Genomic DNA, 17,236 nt, shown 5'->3' with positions numbered 1-17,236 from the left:
CCGCAGTGACCCTCTCCCGCAACGGGAGAGGATTCGTTCCTCACGCCGCGCCGGACTCCCGGCGCCGCTCATTCCCCAGTTCCTCGTAATGCGCGCGCTTGGCCTCGTACATGCGCTGGTCGGCGGCCTTGACCGTGTCGGTCAGGCGGTCGCCCTGGGTGCAGGTGGCCGCGCCAATCGAGAAGGACAGCCGCGTGCCGGGATAGAACTGGTTGTTGAGTCCCACCACCTCCTGGATCTGCTCCACCACCACCGCGGCGCCGCGCTCGTCGCGTCCAGGTAGCAGCACCATGAACTCGTCGCCGCCGATGCGCGCGATGCATGCCTGCTCGCCCACCGCCTTCTTGAGCACCTCGCCCGTGCGGCGCAGCAGCGCATCGCCGTCGCCGTGGCCGAACTGGTCGTTGACGGCCTTCAGGCCGTTCAGGTCCACCGCCACCACGCTGACCGGCCACGGACCCTTGCGGCCCAGCCGCGCCAGTTCGTCTTCGTAGTAGGCGCGGTTGTAGAGCTTGGTCAGCACGTCGTGCTTGCCCAGGAATTCCACGTACGCTTCGGCCTTCTTGCGGGCGGTGATGTCGGTCAGCGACACCAGCACCTGGTCCCAGTCGGCCTCGCGGCCCGGAAACACCGACCACTGCATGAACACGTCGACGGAACGCCCGTCCAGCGCGTAGTTGATGACTTCGCGTTGCTGCCAGAGCTTTTCGTGCCAGAGGTCGATAAGCTGCTCGGCAAAGTGGATGCGCATGTCGTCGCGGAACACGTCGCCCAGGCGCGACAGCAGGATCTCCTTGCTGGGCGCGCCGAACATGGTCAGCGTCTGCTGGTTGATGTCGAGCACGCGGATTTCCTGCATGCAGCGCGATACGAAATCGGGATGCACGTTCAGGAACGTGCGGAAATCGGTGATGCCGGCCGCGCGCACTTCGTCCAGCAGCATCTTCACCACGCTGAAGTCTTCCACCCACAGCGACACCGGTGAATGTTCGAACAGCCCCACCGCATATTGCTGGGCGCGCCGCAGGTCACGCTCGGTCCGCACGCGCGCGGTGATGTCCTCGATCGACAGCAGCACGCGCGACCAGTCGGTCTCATGGCCGGGTATTACGTTTGCTTCCAGCCGGATGTCCAGCCGCTCGCCTTCCAGCGTGTAGTTGACGGTCTGGCTGGAAAAGTGCCGGCCGCCGTCCCACAGCTGGCCAAGCTCTTCCACGTGCTGGTCGAACATGTCGTCGCGGAACACGATGTCGAGGTTGGCGATCAGGTCCCCCAGGTCGCGGGCGCGGAACAGATCAAGCGTGCGCTGGTTGACGTCGAGCACGCGGATCAGCGCGGAGCAGCGCGCCACCTCGGCGGGGTTGTCGCGCAGGTAGCGGCGCAGGTCGGTCACGCCATCGGCCCGTAGCTGCTCGAACGCCTGGCGCACCGCGCTGAAGTCTTCCAGCCAGAGCGACACGGGTGCCAGCTGGAACAGGGTCCGATAGTCGTTGTCGAGCCGCGTGGCGGCGGGTGCGTGCCCCAAGTTTTTCTCCCTTTTGTGATCGATGGCTTGCCGCGCAATAGGATAGGCGAGCGGGCGCCGCTTGGGGGAGAAATCTGGGTGCGCCAGACGGGCGTTTGGCGCGCGCGCCACGCGCCGCGTGGGATCGGCGGCCGCTCAGGCCGCCAGGCGGCGTGCCGCGGCGGCCACGGTGTCCAGCGCGCGCTCCAGCTCGGGGGTACGCGGGCTTCCGCAGTTCAGGCGCAGGAAGTGGTTGAACCGGTTCGAGTTCGAGAACATCGCGCCGGGCATCACGCGGATGCCTTCAGCAATGGCGTGCTCGAAAACCGCCTCGGACGATACGCCACCGGGCATTTCCACCCAGAGGTGCAGCCCGCCGCGCTGCAGCGTCAGCCGCGTGCCGGTGGGGAACGTGGCGGCCACCTTCTGGGCCACCCATTCGCGCTGCACGCGCAACTGCGTGCGCAACCGGCGCAGGTGGCGGTCAAAGGCGCCCGTGCCCATGTATTCCGCCACGGCGATCTGCGTCAGCATCTCGTTGGGCCGCGACAGGCCGAATTTCAGCATCTCCACGCGCGCCTGCCACTTGCCGGCCGTGATCCAGCCCAGCCGCATGCCGGGCGCCAGCACCTTGTGCAGCGAGGCGCAGTAGATCACGGTGCCCGTGGTGTCCCAGGCCTTGGCGGCCGCCAGCGGCGCCTCGTCGTCGAACGTGGCCGAGCAGCAATCGTCCTCGATCATCGCGATGCCGCGCGCGGCGCACCACGCCACCAGGCGCTGCTTGTGCGCGTCGGGCATGACGCAGCCCAGCGGGTTCTGCAGGTTTGGCACTACGCATACGGCCTTGATGTTGGCGTAGGTCTGCGCGGCCAGTTCCAGCGCTTCCAGCGAGATGCCGGTTTGCGGGCTGCACGGGATTTCCAGTGCGCGCATGCCCAGGCTTTCCAGGATCTGCAGCAGCCCGTAGTAGGTGGGAGATTCCACCGCGATGACGTCGCCCGGGCCGGCCACCGCGCGCAGGGCCAGCGTCAGCGCTTCGGTGGCGCCATGGGTGACGACGATGTCATCGGGCGACACGTTGATGCGCGAGCGCAGCGAGTGACGCGCCAGCGCGGCCCGGAATGCCGGGTGGCCATCGGAATCGACCGATGTGCCAAACAGATCGGGGTGATTGCGCAGCGCGCGCACGGCGGCAGTGCGCAGCGCATCGGTCGGGTAGAGCTCCGGCGCCCCGCACGCGCCGCCAAGGTTGACCCGGTGATGCTTGCTGCGCGCCAGGATGGCCGAGATGCGCTGGTGGATGCCCACGTACTGGGCCGGGTCCGGCAGGCCCGGCACCGGCTCCTCAATCGGCGCCAGGGCCGGCCGTGCCGGCGTGCAGACGAAGTAGCCCGAGCGCGGCCGGGCTTCCAGCAAGCCGGCTGCCTCCAGTTCGCGGCAGGCCTGCAGCGCGGTGGACAGGCTCACGGCATGCAGGCCCATCAACGCCCGCACCGACGGCATGCGATCACCGGGCGTCAGCGTGCCCGCCGAGATCGCCTGGCGATAGTGGCCCGCCAGCTGCTGGTAGAGCGGGCCGGACACGGCGGCGGCCGTGGAAGCGGAGCGGGCGGAGGTGGGAGCGATGGCGGTCATGGCGGCATCATCGCGCGGGCGCGACGGGCGGAACAGATACAGATAGTACGCCGCTGTATCGTAACAGCGCGAAACTTTCGCATCTGTTCTGGTGGTGGCCAGAAAGCCTTGTGCCTGTTGGGGCGGAGGGCCGGCCGATACGCTGGAGGCACGATTCTCATCACCGAAGGAGTGCCGCCATGCCATCCCCCGACACGATTTCCGGCCAGGCCCGGGTTGTCAGCATTGCTACCGGACAGTGCTTCAATGTGCACTTGACACGCGGTGCCGCCGTACATGTTTCGCAGGGCACGGTGACGGTGCTGGCCGCGCCGGGCTGGCTGGGCGAACAGGTCTGGCGGGTGCCGCAGCACCTGCATGGCGGCGGGGTCTGCGTGGTCGAGGCGGCCGGTTGGCATCATCTTGTGGCGCAATCGCCGGCCGAGCTGCGCATCGTGGCGCCGGCAGTGCGCCCGGGGCTGTGGTCGCTGATAAAATCGCGGCTCGGCCGTTCTGGCCTCCTGCTGGGCGAATCCCGGCCACCAGACATCCAGGCCGCAGAATAATCGGTACCCCATGCTACGTCTCAGTGAAGTCAAACTGCCGCTCGACCATGCCGAGAGCGACCTCGAAGCTGCTGTTCGCAGCCATCTCGCACAAATCGGTGTCAAGGGCGACGGCCTTGTCGGATTCACGGTGTTCCGCCGCGCGCACGATGCACGCAAGCGCGACGACATCAAGCTGACCTACATCATCGACATCGAGGTCAAGGACGAGGCCGCTGCGCTCAAGCGCATGCAGCGCAAGCCGAACTGGAGCGTCACGCCGGACATGGCGTACCACTTCGTGGCGAAGGCGCCCGAAGGCGGCCCGAAGTCGCGTCCGGTCGTGATCGGCCTGGGGCCTTGCGGGCTGCTGGCGGGCCTGCTGCTGGCGCAGATGGGCTTTCGCCCGATCATCCTCGAACGTGGCAAGGAAGTGCGCGAGCGCACCAAGGACACGTTCGGGCTGTGGCGCAAGAGCGTGCTGAATCCCGAGTCGAACGTGCAGTTTGGCGAAGGCGGCGCGGGCACGTTCTCGGACGGCAAGCTGTACAGCCAGATCAAGGACCCGAAGCACTACGGCCGCAAGGTGCTGGAGGAGTTCGTGCGTGCTGGCGCGCCCGAGGACATCCTGTTCAAGGCGCGTCCACATATCGGCACGTTCCGCCTGGTGAGCATGGTCGAGAAGATGCGCGCCGAGATGCTGGAACTGGGCGCCGAGATCCGCTTCGACACGCGCGTGGACGATATCGACATTGACAACGGCCAGGTGCGCGGCCTGAAGCTGTCGAACGGCGACTACCTGCCGTGCGACCACGTGATCCTGGCCGTGGGCCACAGCGCGCGCGATACCTTCCACATGCTGCACGACCGTGGCGTGTTCATGGAGGCCAAGCCGTTCTCGCTGGGTTTCCGCATCGAACATCCGCAGGGCCTGATCAACCGCAGCCGCTTTGGCAAGTTTGCCGGCAACAAGCTGCTGGGCGCGGCCGACTACAAGGTGGTGCACCACGCCAGCAATGGCCGTGCCGTGTACAGTTTCTGCATGTGCCCGGGTGGCACCGTGGTGGCCGCGGCGTCGGAGCCGGGCCGGCTGGTGACCAACGGCATGAGCCAGTACTACCGCGCGGAGCGCAATGCCAACGCGGGCATCGTGGTGGGCATCACACCCGACGAGGACTTTCCGGGCGGCCCGCTGGCGGGCATCGCATTCCAGCGCAAGTGGGAAGAGCGCGCGTTCGAACTGGGCGGCAGCGACTATCGCGCGCCGGGCCAGCTCGTCGGCGATTTCATCGCGGGGCGGGCCTCCACGGCGCTGGGCTCGGTCGAGCCGTCGTACAAGCCGGGCGTGACGCCCACCGACCTGAGCACGTCGCTGCCCGGTTACGTGATTGATGCCATTCGCGAGGCGCTGCCTGAACTCGACAAGAAGATTGCCGGGTTTGCCATGCACGAAGCGGTGCTGACCGGCGTGGAGACGCGCACGTCGTCGCCGCTGCGCATTCGCCGCAATCGCGACGACTACCAGAGCATCAACGTGCGCGGCCTGTATCCGGCCGGCGAGGGCGCGGGCTACGCGGGCGGCATCTACTCGGCGGCCATCGACGGCATCGAGGTGGCCGAAGCGGTGGCAAAGCACATCGCCAACGGACAGTGACGATGACCGACGCCGGCACGCCCCACAACCCCATTACGGCGGAAGAACGCGACCGCATCGTTGCCGACGTGCGCCATTGGCTCACGCGCGCCGTGATCGGCCTGAACCTGTGTCCGTTCGCCAAGAGCGTGCATGTGAAGGGGCAGGTGCGGTACGTGGTGAGCGAGGCCGGTGACGAAGAGGCGCTGCTGGACGACCTGGAGCGCGAGCTTGCGCTACTGGCCGAAGCCGACCCGGAGCAGGTGGACACCGCGCTGCTGATCGTGCCGCAGGCGCTGGCGGACTTCCTGGCCTACAACGACTTCCTGTACTTCGCGGACCGCATGCTGGGCAGCTTGCGGCTGGAAGGCACGCTGCAGATCGCGAGCTTCCATCCGCAGTACCAGTTCGAAGGAACCGGGCCAGACGATATCGAGAACTACACGAATCGTGCACCGTATCCGATCCTGCATCTGCTGCGCGAGGACAGCATCGCGCGCGCGGCCGAGGCGTTTCCCGAGGCCGAGGATATCTACGAGCGGAACATGGAGACGCTGCGCAGCTTGGGCCATGCCGGCTGGCTGCGCTGGATGGCCGGCAAGAGCGATCTCTAAGCCGGCGCAGGGCCTTCGGTTCAGGCGGGCGTGAAGAAGCGCTCGCGCAACTCTTCCAGGCCCACCGACTCCAGCACCTGCTGCAGCCGCTCGGCCGGACGCCGGCGCGGCAGATCCTTGAACTGGGCGATGATCAGTTCGTTCTTCATCGAGTGTTCCCAGCCCACCAGTTCCGTCACACTGACCTGGTAGCCGTGCGCTTCCAGCTGCAGGCAACGCAGCACGTTGGTCAGCTGGCTGCCGAATTCGCGCGTATGCAGCGGATGGCGCCAGATCTCCGTCATCGGATTGCCGGCCAGCTGGCGGCCCTTGTGCTTGCGCAGCACGGTGGCCACCTCGGCCTGGCAGCACGGCACCAGCACGATGTGCTGCGCCTGCTTGGCCAGCGCGAAGCGGATAGCGTCGTCGGTGGCCGTGTTGCAGGCGTGCAGGGCGGTGACGACGTCCACGGACGGCGGCAGCGCCGGCGACGTGATCGAGTCCGCCACGGACAGGTTCAGGAACGACATCCCCGGAAAACCCAGACGCTTGGCCAGCGCCTGCGAGCTGGTCACCAGCTCTTCGCGCGTCTCGATGCCGAAGATGTGCGAATCGTCCTTCAGGTCCTTGAAGAACAGGTCGTAGAGGATGAAGCCCAGGTACGACTTGCCCGCGCCGTGATCCACCAGCGACACCGCGCCGCGGGCGTCCTTTACTTCGCGCAACAGCGGCTCGATGAACTGGAACAGGTGGTACACCTGCTTGAGCTTGCGGCGGCTGTCCTGGTTCATCTTGCCGTCGCGCGTCAGAATGTGGAGCTCCTTGAGCAATTCGACGGACTGGCCGGGACGGACTTCGTGGTTGCTGGACATCGGCGGTAATGGGGCGCTGCTTGAAAGGGCGTCAGTTTACCGAAATTGGCGCCACCCCACCTTTGTGGGCTAAAGCTCACTCCTGGATTTGCCGTTAAACCTTCGATCACGACAGGCAGAGTTGGCGCAGGTACGGCCGTCCAAGCGGAAGGACCCGGGGCACGAACCCCAGCCGGCATGGCGCCATGCGATAACGAGAAGGCGGGGAGCCATGAACGCGGACGTGGGATTGCGGCTGGAAATGAACCAGCCCGGAGATCAGGTGAGAGCCTGTTTCGCACCGGAAACCGGACGGCTGCCGCCGGACCGGGCGGCACTGGAGGCATCGCTGGCCGAGCACGGCTGGCAGGGCGCGCGCCTGGACCAGGCCGCCGTGAACGGATTCCTGACGCAGTGCCAGATGACCGACCGCGAAATCGATGCGGTGATCGGCACCGTGCTCGACGGCGCTTTCGAACTGGAGATCTCCGGCGACAAGCTGCAGTTGCTGCTGACGCTGATGCCGCCCGAAGGTGGGCGTGCCATCGAGGAAAGCGATATTGCCGCAGCGGCAACGTCGATGGGCGTGGTGGCGCTGCTCGACTCCGCCGCGATCCGCGTGGCGCTGGAAGCGGGTAGCTGCGAGGCCCGCGAGATCGCCCGTGGCGTGGCGCCCGTGCAGGGCGATGCCGCGCGCTTCGACAGCCTGGTGCAGCAGAAGCGGCCCGAGCAGGCCGAAAACGAGGACGAACGCGTGGACCTGCGCGACCTCGGCAACCTGCTGCTGGTGAATCCCGGCACTGCCCTGATGCGCCGCACGCCGGCCAGGTCGGGCAGGGACGGCATGGATATCCTGGGCAAGCCGATCGCGGCCGAAGCCGTGGTGGATACGCTGTATGCGTCGGACCTGACCGGGGTGGCCGCCGACCCCAACGATCCCAACCTGCTGCTTGCTGTCATCGCCGGTTCGCCGCGCGTGCTGCCCAACGGGGTGATCGTCAGCCCGGTGGTCGATGTCGACGCCGTGGACCTGCATTCGGGCAATGTCACTTTTGATGGCTCGCTGCGCGTGTCGGGCGACATCCGCACGGGCATGTCGGTGCGCGTGACTGGCGACGTGGTCGTGCAGGGCACGATCGAGGCGGCCCATGTGGAGGCGGGCGGCGATGTCATCGTCAAGGGCGGCATCATCGGCAAGGCCGATTCCGCCCACGGTGGGGATCCGAACGAAGTGGCCAGCGTGCGCAGCAAGGGCACTGTCCACGCACGCTACATCCAGAACGCCATCGTCGAGGCGGCCACCGAGGTGGTGGTCGACAGCGGCATCCGGCAAAGCGATGTATCGGCGGGCGAGCGTGTGGTGGTGGGCACGCCGACGTCGCAAGGCAGCATCAGCGGTGGCCGTACGCGCGCGCTGCAATCGGTCAGCGTGGCCGCGCTGGGCGCCCCGGCGGGCACTGCCACGGTCGTGCAGGTTGGCCTGAACCCGTTCGCGGACGAGCAGAAGGCCGATCTGGAGGCGCAGCGCCGCAAGGTGCTGGACGACCAGGCCAAGCTGCAGCAACTGGTGGCGTTCTTCGCCAAGCATCCCGAGCGCGCCACGGGCGACGTGCGCGAGAAGGCGCGGGCGACGATGTACAAGATCAACCGCGACCTGTTCGAACTCGACACGGAAATCGCCAGGCTGGCCGAACAGATCAAGCCGTCCGACGATGCCGTGATCGTGGCCGGACGCCGCATTCATGGTGGCGTGACGCTGCAGGTGGGGCACAAGGTGCTGAAGGTCATGGAAGACAAGACCGGCGGCCAGGTGCGCGTGATCGAAGACCGCATCACGGTGACCTGAGCGGGCGCCGGCGTGTGACGGCACCTGCCGTCACGTTACGGCGTGTGGGTGACGTGTTACGTCACCCGTAACATGCGTGCCGCCGGCCTGTAGCGCCCCGGCCACTGTGGCTCGCGGCCGCGAATCCCCCAAGGCACAAGGGTTTGCGGCCAGAGTGGCCATGTCCGCCGGGCGCGGCATGCGCCAGAAAGTGTCTGGCACGACGTTTGCAGAATCCCTCGCATTAAAACGCAAGACGGGGAGACTGGAAATGACCGCGATCGTGATCGAAGAACAGCCGCTGGTGCGCCTGGGCCTGCAGCGCCTGCTTGAACGGATGCCGGGCATTGGCGCCGTGCACGCCATCGACCCCGCTGGCATTGCCACGCTGGATCCGGGTATCGACGCCTCGATGGCCGTCTACGGCATGTCCGGGGACGCCAGCGACAACTGGCACCTGCTGCGCCGCCTGCACCACCGTCTGCCCCATCTGCGCATCCTGCTGCTTTCCGACAACATGTGGCTGAGCGTGTCGTCGTCGCCGCTGGCGTGCGGCGTGGTCGAGCATCTGCCCAAGTCGGCGTCGATCGAGCGCATGGAGTCGGCCATCCTGCGGATGCTGGATGGCGAGGGCTTTGTGCCGCTGCATGGCAGCGCGGCTGATCGCACGCAATTCATTCACCGTTCCCGCATTGCGCTGTAGCAAGCAATCTGATCATTCGGCAGCCCAACGTTGAGACGAATCTGATTTGCCTGACCCGACGGCTTTTCGGGTGGCATTGTGCATAGAATTTCCGTCATCCAATGTGGATATCTGATCGACAAGGAGAGACGATGATGGAAATGATGCTGAACCATGTGCCCCACCCATCGGTGGTATCGCCGTTGCGCCGTGATGCGACGGCCGGCAGTCAGGAAGGCATTGCGGAGGTTGGCACCCCGATGGATGCCGCCACGCTCGAAGCCGCGCATCTCGATGCAGCGGACGAACTGCTGGGCCGGCATGGATTGTCGCTGACGGATTGCCGGGTATCGCGCGAGTGTGTCGGGATCGATGCGGAAGGCGATGCCGTGCTGTACGTGGTCCACGTCGGCGAGGGTATCGATACCTACGCGCTCAACGAGGCGCTGACTGCGTTGCAGTTGGCGCGCGGGCTCCAGCCGTCGGCGCAACTCGATGTCGTGTTCCAGCCAGGAGCGTCGGCGAACGCGAGATGCTTCGTTGCGCGGCCGTCATCGCCGAGGCCGCGCACGGCGAAGCCAATTTCCGATCGGCCATCAGCCGCAGTTACTACGCGGCCTACCACGCCGCGCACGCGTGGCATCGCGCATTGCCGGTGCCAGGCAGTGCGGGCTTCCGTCGGACCGGCAGGCACGAGACACTCGTCAATCAGCTCTACCATCCCGGCGTGCGTCGCGAACACCCCGGCTACTGGCGATCGATCGCGCTGGCCAGGATGCTCAACCGGGGCAGGGTGCTGCGTTTGCAGGCCGACTATCGTACCGACGCCAATATCGATCGTGCGCAGATGATGGGGGCGGTGACCAACGCGTCGATGATCGTCAGTCAGTGCGGCAGATGAGGGTGGGGATGTGGCAGGTCAGCGCCCAGGGCCCGAGGCTGAAAGCAGGGTGCACAAAGCAAAAAGGGCAACCCCAGCGGGTTGCCCTTTTTACTCAAGTGAATGGTGCCGGAGATAGGAGTCGAACCTACGACCTTCGCATTACGAATGCGCTGCTCTACCAACTGAGCTACACCGGCGAAACCTAGACTTGCAAAACCTTTTCTATCGCTTACAGCTTCGATTCCTGCTTGCGCCGCTGTTTTGCTGCGTTTGCATCGAATCGGATAGAGCACGAAATAATATCAGCGAGTTCCGGACTTGTGAAGCCCCTTGTGCGGATTTTTTGCAGATCCTGCAGCGGTAGGGCTGTTCCGGCCTCGCTGTCGCGCCGGGCCTGTGCTGCGACAACAGGCGTAAGGATCGCACGACGCAGGCGCGCGGCATCAAGCAAAAAGGGGGCGAAGCCGCCCCCTTTTTGCGATTGACCGAGAACGGTCAGTTCGTCAGCGCATCGATGGACCTGCGCCTTAGAACTTGTGACGCAGGCCGGCCATCACGCCCACGCGGCTGCCGTGGCCATAGAACGGCGTCTGGAACGTGGGCTGTGCGCCCAGCGTGCGCCATGCGTCGTTCAGCGTTGTGTAGTCGGCTTCCAGGTAGACGTCGGTACGCTTGCTGAATGCGTAGTCGAGCATCATCGATCCGGTGAAGCGATTGCCCGAATCCGCGCCGTGCTTCAGATGGTCGTAGGTGCCCATCGCGATCAGCGACCAGGCCGCGTTGAACGCGTACTTGGCGCCGAGGTAGCCGGCCTGGTTCTTGTAGCCGGCGTTGTCGACGTTGCTGTTCGTGTAGCCGAGGTAGATCGTGGCCGGACCGGCAGTGTACGTGCCGCCCAGCGTCCAGACCTTCTGGTCGCTGTTAGGCACGGTCACGCCGTAGTAGCTCGTGGTGTCCTTCATGATCTGGTAACCGCCGGCCACCATGAACGGGCCCGCAGCGTACGTCAGGCTGCCGCCAGTCGACGAGGACCGCGCCACGCTGCCAGGTTGCTCGCCAAACGCATGCTGTGCGGCGATGGTGAAGCCGCCGAACTTGCCGGCGTACTTGATCATGTTGTCCTGACGCACGCCACCGGTGTAGTTGCCGCCCTGGAAGCCGACGATGGCCAGGTTGGCCAGCGCCATTGCGTCGTAGCTGGCAATGACTTCGTGGATCACCGTGAACTGGCGGCCCAGCGTGACCGTGCCGAAGTCGCCTTGCAGGCCGACGTAAGCCTTGCGGCCGAACAGGCGGTTGCCCTGCAGGCTCTGGCCGGCGTCCGGCGAGAAGCCCGATTCGAGCACGAACAGCGCCTGGTATCCGCGTCCCAGATCTTCCACGCCATAGAGGCCCCAGCGGCTGCCGGTCAACACGCCGTCAGTCATCTGCAGCTTAGCGTTACCGGCGGCATTTTCATTGGTGGTGTAGCGGATCGTGGTGTCGACAATGCCGTAAAGCGTGACATTCGACTGCGCCTGGGCCGGTGCTGCGGCGCTCATGGCGGCTAGGGCTGCTGTGGTGATGAAGGGCGCAAGGGCTCGCTTCATGGTGTTGGTCTCCATCCTGGCTCGTTATTACGTTTTTGTTGCGGAAGAACCGGTGCCGCATGCTTTTCGACTTCTGTTGCCGAATGCGGGTCGGCGTGGGGCATTGCCTGCACCGGTGTGCATGGGAGGCGCACCGGGAAGCGATTCCCAGGCGCCGGGGCACGCAGATCAAATCGATTGGGAAAGGCAATCGATGTGATCTGATGTCCTATGACATCGTACCTTACAGAAAAATAACGGAGCAAGACATACGACGAGACATTGGGTGGATGAGCAACAGTGGAAGTAAAAATCTAGGCGCGACAAAACGCGTGAAAATCGCCAGGTCACCGCGCTAAGTATTTGCTTAAATCGCAGTGCAACAAATAAATGTCAGTTTGGTGTAAGTTATTTAAATTCCACGAAATCCGTTTGTGGTGGCCGATTTCGCAGAGATTATGCCCGGCGACGATATGAAGTTTCAAACGCTAACTCACTCAAATGAGTGAGAAAAATCCGCACGGCAGCAATTAACGTCTGCATGTCTGCAACTTAAAACTTCTAGGGAATTTACTTAGGCTGCCTCACCTTGACCGAAGTGGGGCGGGCGATTAGATTCCAGTGGCGTTGTATGACGACAGATCAATAACACCCAATTCAGTCAATGCGCGCTTTGTTTTCATAACGCGCGCCGGCAGCCCGACACCATGTCTCAGACCTTCAAAGACCCGCTCGACGGCGTCAACACCCGTTGCCACCGCATTCTCCTGACCGGCGCCGCCGGCAATCTCGGCAAAGTCCTGCGTGACCGGCTGAAGCGTTATGCCGATGTCGTGCGCGTCTCTGACATCGCCAGCCTCGGCGAGGCAGGGGAACAGGAAGAAGTGGTCGCCTGCGACCTGTCCGATCCCAAGGCCGTGCATGCGCTGGTGGAAGGCGTCGATGCGATCGTGCACCTGGGCGGCGTGTCGGTGGAGCGCCCGTTCGAGGAAATCCTGCCCGCCAATATCCAGGGTACGTACAACCTCTATGAAGCGGCCCGCCGTCACGGCGTGCGCCGCATCGTGTTTGCCAGCTCGAACCACGTCATTGGCTATTACAAGCAGGGCGAAGTGCTGGACGCCGATACGCCGGCCCGGCCCGATGGCTACTACGGCGTCAGCAAGGCGTTTGGCGAGCAGCTGGCCAGCTTCTACAGCGACCGGTACGGCATCGACACCGTGGCGCTGCGCATCGGCTCGTCGTTCCCGGAAGCCAAGGATCGCCGCATGATGGTGACCTGGCTCGGCTATGACGACCTGGAGCAACTGATCAAGCGCGCGATCTTCGTGCCGAACGTCGGCTTCCTGATCGTCTACGGCGCGTCGGCTAACCGCGACAGCTGGTGGGACAACAGCAAGGCCGCGCAGCTGGGCTTCCGGCCGGTGGAGTCGTCGGAGCAGTTCCGCGCCAAGGTGGAATCGGTGCCGCCGCTGCCCGCCGATGACCCGGCAGGCTGGTACCAGGGCGGGGCCTTCGTCAAGGCTGGCCCGTTCGGGGACTGAGCGCGATGTCCGGCACCTTCGAACGGATTGGCGACATGCGCTGCGGCGTGGGCGAAAGCCCCGTCTGGCACGCTGGCGAAGCCGCGCTCTACTGGACCGATATTCCCAACCGCACGCTGTGGCGCCATGACCCGGCAAGCGGGCGCACTGACCACTGGGCCGTGCCGGAGATGGCCGGTTGCATGGCAATGGCCGCCGACGGCGGCTGGCTGCTGGCGATGGAAACCGGCATCTTCCGCATCGGCTCGCTGGTTGTCGGGCAGCCTGCACCGGCGCCGCAACGCGTGGCCACCGTGCAGCATGCACGCGACGGCATGCGCTTCAACGATGGCCGCTGCGACCGCCAGGGCCGCTTCTGGGCCGGCACGATGGTGATGGACATGTCGCTGGCCGCCACCGACGGCAAGCTCTATCGCTTCGATGCGCGTACTGGCGCGCTCGATGTGATCCGCGACGAAATGATCACGCCCAACGGGCTGGCCTTCAGCCCCGACGGCCGCACGATGTACGTGTCCGATTCGCATCCGGCTCGCCAGGCCGTGTGGGCCTATGACTACGACACCGATAGCGGCACGCCGACCAACGCGCGGGTGTTCATCGACATGAATGCCTACCCGGGCCGCCCCGATGGTGCCGCTGTCGACGCCGACGGCTGCTACTGGATCTGCGGCAACGACGCCGGCCAGGTGCACCGCTTCACGCCCGACGGCCGCCTGGACCGCAGCCTGGCCGTGCCATTCGCCAAGCCCGCGATGTGTGCGTTCGGCGGCAGTGGGCTCGACACGCTCTACGTGACGTCGATCCGCACGGACGACACCGACCCGCTGTCTGGCGCCGTGGTGGCCTTGCGCCCCGGTGTCACCGGCACGCCGGAGCCGGTGCTGCGCGACTGACGCAATTCTCTAGGACGGCGCGCCGAGCCAGGCGTGCCGGGCAATGTGCTGGCTTGAATCACCAAGAATTAACTCAGATAACAATGGAGGCAAGACACATGTTTCAAAAACCGTTCGCACGTACCCGCCTGGGTACCCTGATGGCCGCACTTGCTACCGCCGTGGCGCTGCCGGTCGGCGTGCACGCCGCGGAATTCCGGTCCGCCGACATCCATCCCGACGACTACCCCACCGTGCAGGCCGTGCGCTACATGGGCGACCTGCTCAAGCAGCGCTCCAACGGCAAGATGTCGGTCAAGGTGTTCGCGCAGGGCTCGCTGGGCAGCGAGAAGGACGCGATCGAACAGACCAAGATCGGCGCGCTGTCGATGGTGCGCGTGAACTCGGCCGCGATGAACAACATCTGCGAAGCCACCATCGTGCCGACGATGCCGTTCCTGTTCCGCTCCACCGAACACATGCGCCATGTGCTGGACGGCCAGGTTGGCGAGGACATCCTGAAGTCGTGCGAGAAGAACGGCTTCATCGGCCTGGCCTGGTACGACAGCGGATCGCGCTCGATGTACACCACCAAGCGCCCGATCAAGACGCTGGCCGATGCCAAGGGCATGAAGATCCGCGTGCAGCAGTCGGACCTGTGGGTGTCGCTGCTCGAAGCCATGCACGCCAATGCCACGCCGATGCCGTGGGGCGAGGTGTACACCGCGCTGAAGACCGGCCTGGTGGACGGCGCCGAGAACAACTGGCCCAGCTATGAAAGCTCGCGCCAGTTCGAGGTGGCCAAGTACTACTCGCTGACCGAGCACTCGATGGCGCCTGAAATGCTGATGTTCTCGAAGGTGGCGTGGGATCGCCTGTCCAAGGAAGACCAGGCGATGGTGCGCCAGGCCGCCAAGGATTCGGTGCCGTACATGCGCAAGCTGTGGGACGAACGCGAGCAGAAGTCGCGCAAGCTCGTCGAGGCGTCGGGCGTGCAGATCATCCAGGTGGACAAGACATCGTTCCAGTCCGCGATGAAGCCGGTGTACGACCGCTTCATCACCAGCGCACAGATGAAGGACCTGGTGCGCCGCACGCAGGAAACGAAGTAACGCCAGTCGCGCCGCAGCGCGTCGCAGTCAGTTCGCAGGGAATTCATCATGCTTTCGCCATCCCCTACGCCGGCCACGCCGGCGGAGGGCGTGCGCGGTGACGCCGCCGAGGCGCCCGCCGTGCACGCCAACTTCTACACCCGTTTCTGTGCCACGCTGGCCCGTGCCTGCCTGGGCCTTGGCGTATTCGGCCTGGTGCTGCTGGTCATCGCGGTGCTCTACCAGGTCTTTGGCCGCTACGTTCTCAACGACACCCCCACCTGGGCCGAATCGATCGCCATGCTGCTGGTGCTGTACGTGACCATGCTGGGCACGGCGGTGGGCGTGCGCGACGCGGGCCATATCGGCCTGGAGTCGCTGCTCATCCTGTTGCCCGACCATCTGCGCACCAAGCTCGAGATCCTGATCCACGTGCTGGTGGGCGTCTTCGGTGTGGTCATGGCATACAACTGCGCGTTCCTGGCGCACTCGGTGGCCGACTACAAGCTGCCGACGCTGGGTATTTCCGAAGGCTGGCGCTATCTGCCGCCCGTCATCTCGGGCGTGCTGATCGTGCTGTTTTCGATCGAACACATCATTGCAGTGCTGAAAGGCACGGAAGTGGAGCCGGCATGGCACTGATCATTCTTACTGTCTGCTTTTTCGGCTTCCTGATCCTGGGCGTGCCGGTGGCTTTCGCCATCGGCCTGTCGGCGGTGGCCACGATCCTGTACGAAGGGCTGCCGCTGGCGGTGGTGTTCCAGCAGATGACGTCGGGCATGAACGCGTTCTCGTTCCTGGCCATTCCGTTCTTCATCTTCGCCGGGGAACTGATGCTCTACGGCGGCATTGCCGACCGCATCGTCAACTTTGCCAAGTCGATGGCCGGCCATGTGCGCGGCGGGCTGGGCATGTCGAACGTGGTGGCATGCACGCTGTTCGGCGGCGTGTCGGGGTCGCCAGTGGCCGATGTGTCGGCCATGGGCGCGGTGATGATCCCGATGATGAAGCGCGAGGGCTATCACGCGGACTACGCGGTCAACGTGACCACGCACGCGGCACTGGTGGGCGCGCTGATGCCGACCAGCCACAACATGATCATCTACACGCTGGCGGCCGGCGGCAAGGTGTCGATCGCCGCGCTGATCCTGGCCGGCGTGCTGCCCGCGCTGATCCTGACGATCTGCAACCTGGCCGCCGCGTACTTCGTGGCGCGCAGCCGTGGCTATCCGTCGGGCAAGTTCCCGGGCTGGGATATCGTGGGTCACTCGCTGGCCGCCGCACTGCCGGGTCTGTTCGTCGTGGTGCTGATCCTGGCCGGCATCTTGTCGGGCGTGTTCACGGCCACCGAGTCGGCCGCCGTGGCGGTGCTTTATGCGCTGACGCTGACGGTGTTCCTGTATCGCTCGCTGACGAAGGAACAGTTCATCAAGGCTGCCGCCAAGGCCGTGAAGACCACGGGCGTGGTGCTGCTGCTGATTGGCATCTCGGCCACGTTCGGCTACATGATCAGCCTCTATGGCGTGGCCGAACTGACCGGGCAGTTCCTGAGCTCGGTGTCGACCAGCCCGTGGGTGATCTTCCTGATGGTGAACGTGATGCTGTTCGTCCTGGGCACCTTCCTGGACATGGCCGCCACCATCCTGATCTGCACGCCGATCTTCCTGCCGATCTGCATGCACTACGGCATGAGCCCGGTGCAGTTTGGCATGCTGATGCTGATCAACTGCGCGCTGGGTCTGAACACCCCGCCGGTGGGCACCACGCAGTTCGTTGGTTGCGCGATCGGTGGTGTGTCGGTGGGGCAGGTGATGCGCACGATCTGGCCGTTCTACGGCGCGCTGGTGGCGGCGCTGCTGCTGGTGACGTATGTGCCGGCGTTCTCGCTGTGGCTGCCGGAAGTGCTGCTGAAGTAAGCAGGCGGCTCATCGCTGCGCCTGGTTTTCTCCCCTCTCCCTCCGGGAGAGGGGCCGGGGGTGAGGGCCCGGCGGTTCAAATTGCGAACTGTCGGCAAGCAGAGCCTCGGGGGGG

The 17,236-nt window shown here is 65.1% G+C and carries 16 protein-coding genes and 1 tRNA gene; 11 read left to right on the top strand and 6 right to left on the bottom strand.

What is annotated here, in order from left to right; genetic code table 11:
• Nucleotides 1-40: 40 nt before the first annotated feature.
• Nucleotides 41-1,525, bottom strand: coding sequence for a sensor domain-containing diguanylate cyclase (locus tag MFF62_RS03655; RefSeq protein ID WP_238260191.1), 1,485 nt, complete (start codon nt 1,523-1,525; stop codon nt 41-43).
• A gap of 135 nt (nt 1,526-1,660) precedes the next feature.
• Nucleotides 1,661-3,139 (bottom strand): aminotransferase-like domain-containing protein, encoded by a 1,479-nt coding sequence (locus MFF62_RS03650; protein ID WP_238260189.1) that lies wholly within the window; start codon nt 3,137-3,139, stop codon nt 1,661-1,663.
• 179 nt (nt 3,140-3,318) lie between these two features.
• Between MFF62_RS03650 and MFF62_RS03645 the strand changes: the two genes are divergently transcribed.
• Genes MFF62_RS03645 through MFF62_RS03635 form a run of 3 tightly spaced genes read left to right on the top strand, consistent with a single transcriptional unit; the run spans nt 3,319 to nt 5,910 of the window.
• Nucleotides 3,319-3,684, top strand: a complete 366-nt coding sequence (locus MFF62_RS03645; protein ID WP_238260187.1) for a hypothetical protein — start codon at nt 3,319-3,321, stop codon at nt 3,682-3,684.
• A 10-nt stretch (nt 3,685-3,694) separates the two neighbouring features.
• The gene (locus MFF62_RS03640; RefSeq protein ID WP_238260185.1) at nt 3,695-5,317 is read left to right on the top strand and encodes an NAD(P)/FAD-dependent oxidoreductase; all 1,623 of its coding nucleotides are present in this window, start codon (nt 3,695-3,697) and stop codon (nt 5,315-5,317) included.
• Between the two features lie 2 nt (nt 5,318-5,319).
• On the top strand, nt 5,320-5,910 hold the full coding sequence (locus tag MFF62_RS03635) for a DUF1415 domain-containing protein (RefSeq protein WP_238260171.1): 591 nt from the start codon (nt 5,320-5,322) through the stop codon (nt 5,908-5,910).
• Nucleotides 5,911-5,930: 20 nt separating this feature from the next.
• On the opposite strand, the gene MFF62_RS03630 is transcribed toward MFF62_RS03635, so the two are convergent.
• Nucleotides 5,931-6,761 carry a class I SAM-dependent methyltransferase gene (locus MFF62_RS03630; protein WP_238260169.1) on the bottom strand — a complete coding sequence of 277 codons (831 nt, stop codon included), beginning with the start codon at nt 6,759-6,761 and terminating at the stop codon, nt 5,931-5,933.
• A 211-nt stretch (nt 6,762-6,972) separates the two neighbouring features.
• Here MFF62_RS03630 and MFF62_RS03625 point away from each other — a divergent pair, with 211 nt between their 5' ends.
• Nucleotides 6,973-8,586, top strand: a complete 1,614-nt coding sequence (locus tag MFF62_RS03625; RefSeq protein ID WP_238260168.1) for a DUF342 domain-containing protein — start codon at nt 6,973-6,975, stop codon at nt 8,584-8,586.
• Between the two features lie 250 nt (nt 8,587-8,836).
• Complete coding sequence (locus tag MFF62_RS03620; RefSeq protein WP_238260161.1) at nt 8,837-9,268, top strand: DNA-binding response regulator; 432 nt, start codon at nt 8,837-8,839, stop codon at nt 9,266-9,268.
• Here MFF62_RS03620 and MFF62_RS03615 read toward each other — a convergent pair.
• Nucleotides 9,244-9,738, bottom strand: coding sequence for a hypothetical protein (locus MFF62_RS03615; RefSeq protein ID WP_238260160.1), 495 nt, complete (start codon nt 9,736-9,738; stop codon nt 9,244-9,246). The genes MFF62_RS03620 and MFF62_RS03615 overlap by 25 nt on opposite strands.
• Before the next feature lie 41 nt (nt 9,739-9,779).
• Here MFF62_RS03615 and MFF62_RS03610 point away from each other — a divergent pair, with 41 nt between their 5' ends.
• The gene (locus MFF62_RS03610; protein ID WP_238260158.1) at nt 9,780-10,148 is read left to right on the top strand and encodes a hypothetical protein; all 369 of its coding nucleotides are present in this window, start codon (nt 9,780-9,782) and stop codon (nt 10,146-10,148) included.
• 103 nt (nt 10,149-10,251) lie between these two features.
• On the opposite strand, the gene MFF62_RS03605 is transcribed toward MFF62_RS03610, so the two are convergent.
• Together MFF62_RS03605 and MFF62_RS03600 are read right to left on the bottom strand one after the other, a co-directional pair.
• Nucleotides 10,252-10,327, bottom strand: a tRNA-Thr gene (locus MFF62_RS03605).
• Nucleotides 10,328-10,657: 330 nt separating this feature from the next.
• A complete protein-coding gene (locus MFF62_RS03600; protein ID WP_238260156.1) occupies nt 10,658-11,719 on the bottom strand; it encodes a porin in 1,062 nt (353 codons plus the stop codon).
• A gap of 686 nt (nt 11,720-12,405) precedes the next feature.
• Here MFF62_RS03600 and MFF62_RS03595 point away from each other — a divergent pair.
• From MFF62_RS03595 to MFF62_RS03575, 5 genes are all read left to right on the top strand, one after another.
• A complete protein-coding gene (locus MFF62_RS03595) occupies nt 12,406-13,242 on the top strand; it encodes an NAD-dependent epimerase/dehydratase family protein (protein WP_238260154.1) in 837 nt (278 codons plus the stop codon).
• A gap of 5 nt (nt 13,243-13,247) precedes the next feature.
• The gene (locus MFF62_RS03590; RefSeq protein ID WP_238260152.1) at nt 13,248-14,135 is read left to right on the top strand and encodes an SMP-30/gluconolactonase/LRE family protein; all 888 of its coding nucleotides are present in this window, start codon (nt 13,248-13,250) and stop codon (nt 14,133-14,135) included.
• Between the two features lie 98 nt (nt 14,136-14,233).
• Nucleotides 14,234-15,226, top strand: a complete 993-nt coding sequence (locus tag MFF62_RS03585; protein ID WP_404990607.1) for a TRAP transporter substrate-binding protein — start codon at nt 14,234-14,236, stop codon at nt 15,224-15,226.
• Nucleotides 15,227-15,274: 48 nt separating this feature from the next.
• A complete protein-coding gene (locus MFF62_RS03580) occupies nt 15,275-15,847 on the top strand; it encodes a TRAP transporter small permease (RefSeq protein ID WP_238260150.1) in 573 nt (190 codons plus the stop codon).
• Nucleotides 15,838-17,121, top strand: a complete 1,284-nt coding sequence (locus MFF62_RS03575) for a TRAP transporter large permease (RefSeq protein ID WP_238260148.1) — start codon at nt 15,838-15,840, stop codon at nt 17,119-17,121. Before MFF62_RS03580 ends, MFF62_RS03575 begins: the two co-directional genes overlap by 10 nt.
• Nucleotides 17,122-17,236 lie beyond the last annotated feature (115 nt).

This window comes from Cupriavidus pauculus (genome assembly GCF_022179805.1).
GTDB lineage: Bacteria > Pseudomonadota > Gammaproteobacteria > Burkholderiales > Burkholderiaceae > Cupriavidus > Cupriavidus pauculus_E.
Note: the sequence above shows the minus strand (reverse complement) of the source record. Positions and strands in the feature narration are given on the sequence as shown.

Bases quoted from the DNA above. Each gene is read 5' to 3' on its own strand.
- MFF62_RS03595 (WP_238260154.1), top strand. From the start codon at position 12,406: ATGTCTCAGACCTTCAAAGACCCGCTCGACGGCGTCAACACCCGTTGC.
- MFF62_RS03645 (WP_238260187.1), top strand. From the start codon at position 3,319: ATGCCATCCCCCGACACGATTTCCGGCCAGGCCCGGGTTGTCAGCATT.
- MFF62_RS03630 (WP_238260169.1), bottom strand. From the start codon at position 6,761: ATGTCCAGCAACCACGAAGTCCGTCCCGGCCAGTCCGTCGAATTGCTC.
- MFF62_RS03625 (WP_238260168.1), top strand. From the start codon at position 6,973: ATGAACGCGGACGTGGGATTGCGGCTGGAAATGAACCAGCCCGGAGAT.
- MFF62_RS03650 (WP_238260189.1), bottom strand. From the start codon at position 3,139: ATGACCGCCATCGCTCCCACCTCCGCCCGCTCCGCTTCCACGGCCGCC.
- MFF62_RS03610 (WP_238260158.1), top strand. From the start codon at position 9,780: ATGCTTCGTTGCGCGGCCGTCATCGCCGAGGCCGCGCACGGCGAAGCC.
- MFF62_RS03575 (WP_238260148.1), top strand. From the start codon at position 15,838: ATGGCACTGATCATTCTTACTGTCTGCTTTTTCGGCTTCCTGATCCTG.
- MFF62_RS03620 (WP_238260161.1), top strand. From the start codon at position 8,837: ATGACCGCGATCGTGATCGAAGAACAGCCGCTGGTGCGCCTGGGCCTG.
- MFF62_RS03640 (WP_238260185.1), top strand. From the start codon at position 3,695: ATGCTACGTCTCAGTGAAGTCAAACTGCCGCTCGACCATGCCGAGAGC.
- MFF62_RS03580 (WP_238260150.1), top strand. From the start codon at position 15,275: ATGCTTTCGCCATCCCCTACGCCGGCCACGCCGGCGGAGGGCGTGCGC.
- MFF62_RS03590 (WP_238260152.1), top strand. From the start codon at position 13,248: ATGTCCGGCACCTTCGAACGGATTGGCGACATGCGCTGCGGCGTGGGC.
- MFF62_RS03585 (WP_404990607.1), top strand. From the start codon at position 14,234: ATGTTTCAAAAACCGTTCGCACGTACCCGCCTGGGTACCCTGATGGCC.
- MFF62_RS03600 (WP_238260156.1), bottom strand. From the start codon at position 11,719: ATGAAGCGAGCCCTTGCGCCCTTCATCACCACAGCAGCCCTAGCCGCC.
- MFF62_RS03635 (WP_238260171.1), top strand. From the start codon at position 5,320: ATGACCGACGCCGGCACGCCCCACAACCCCATTACGGCGGAAGAACGC.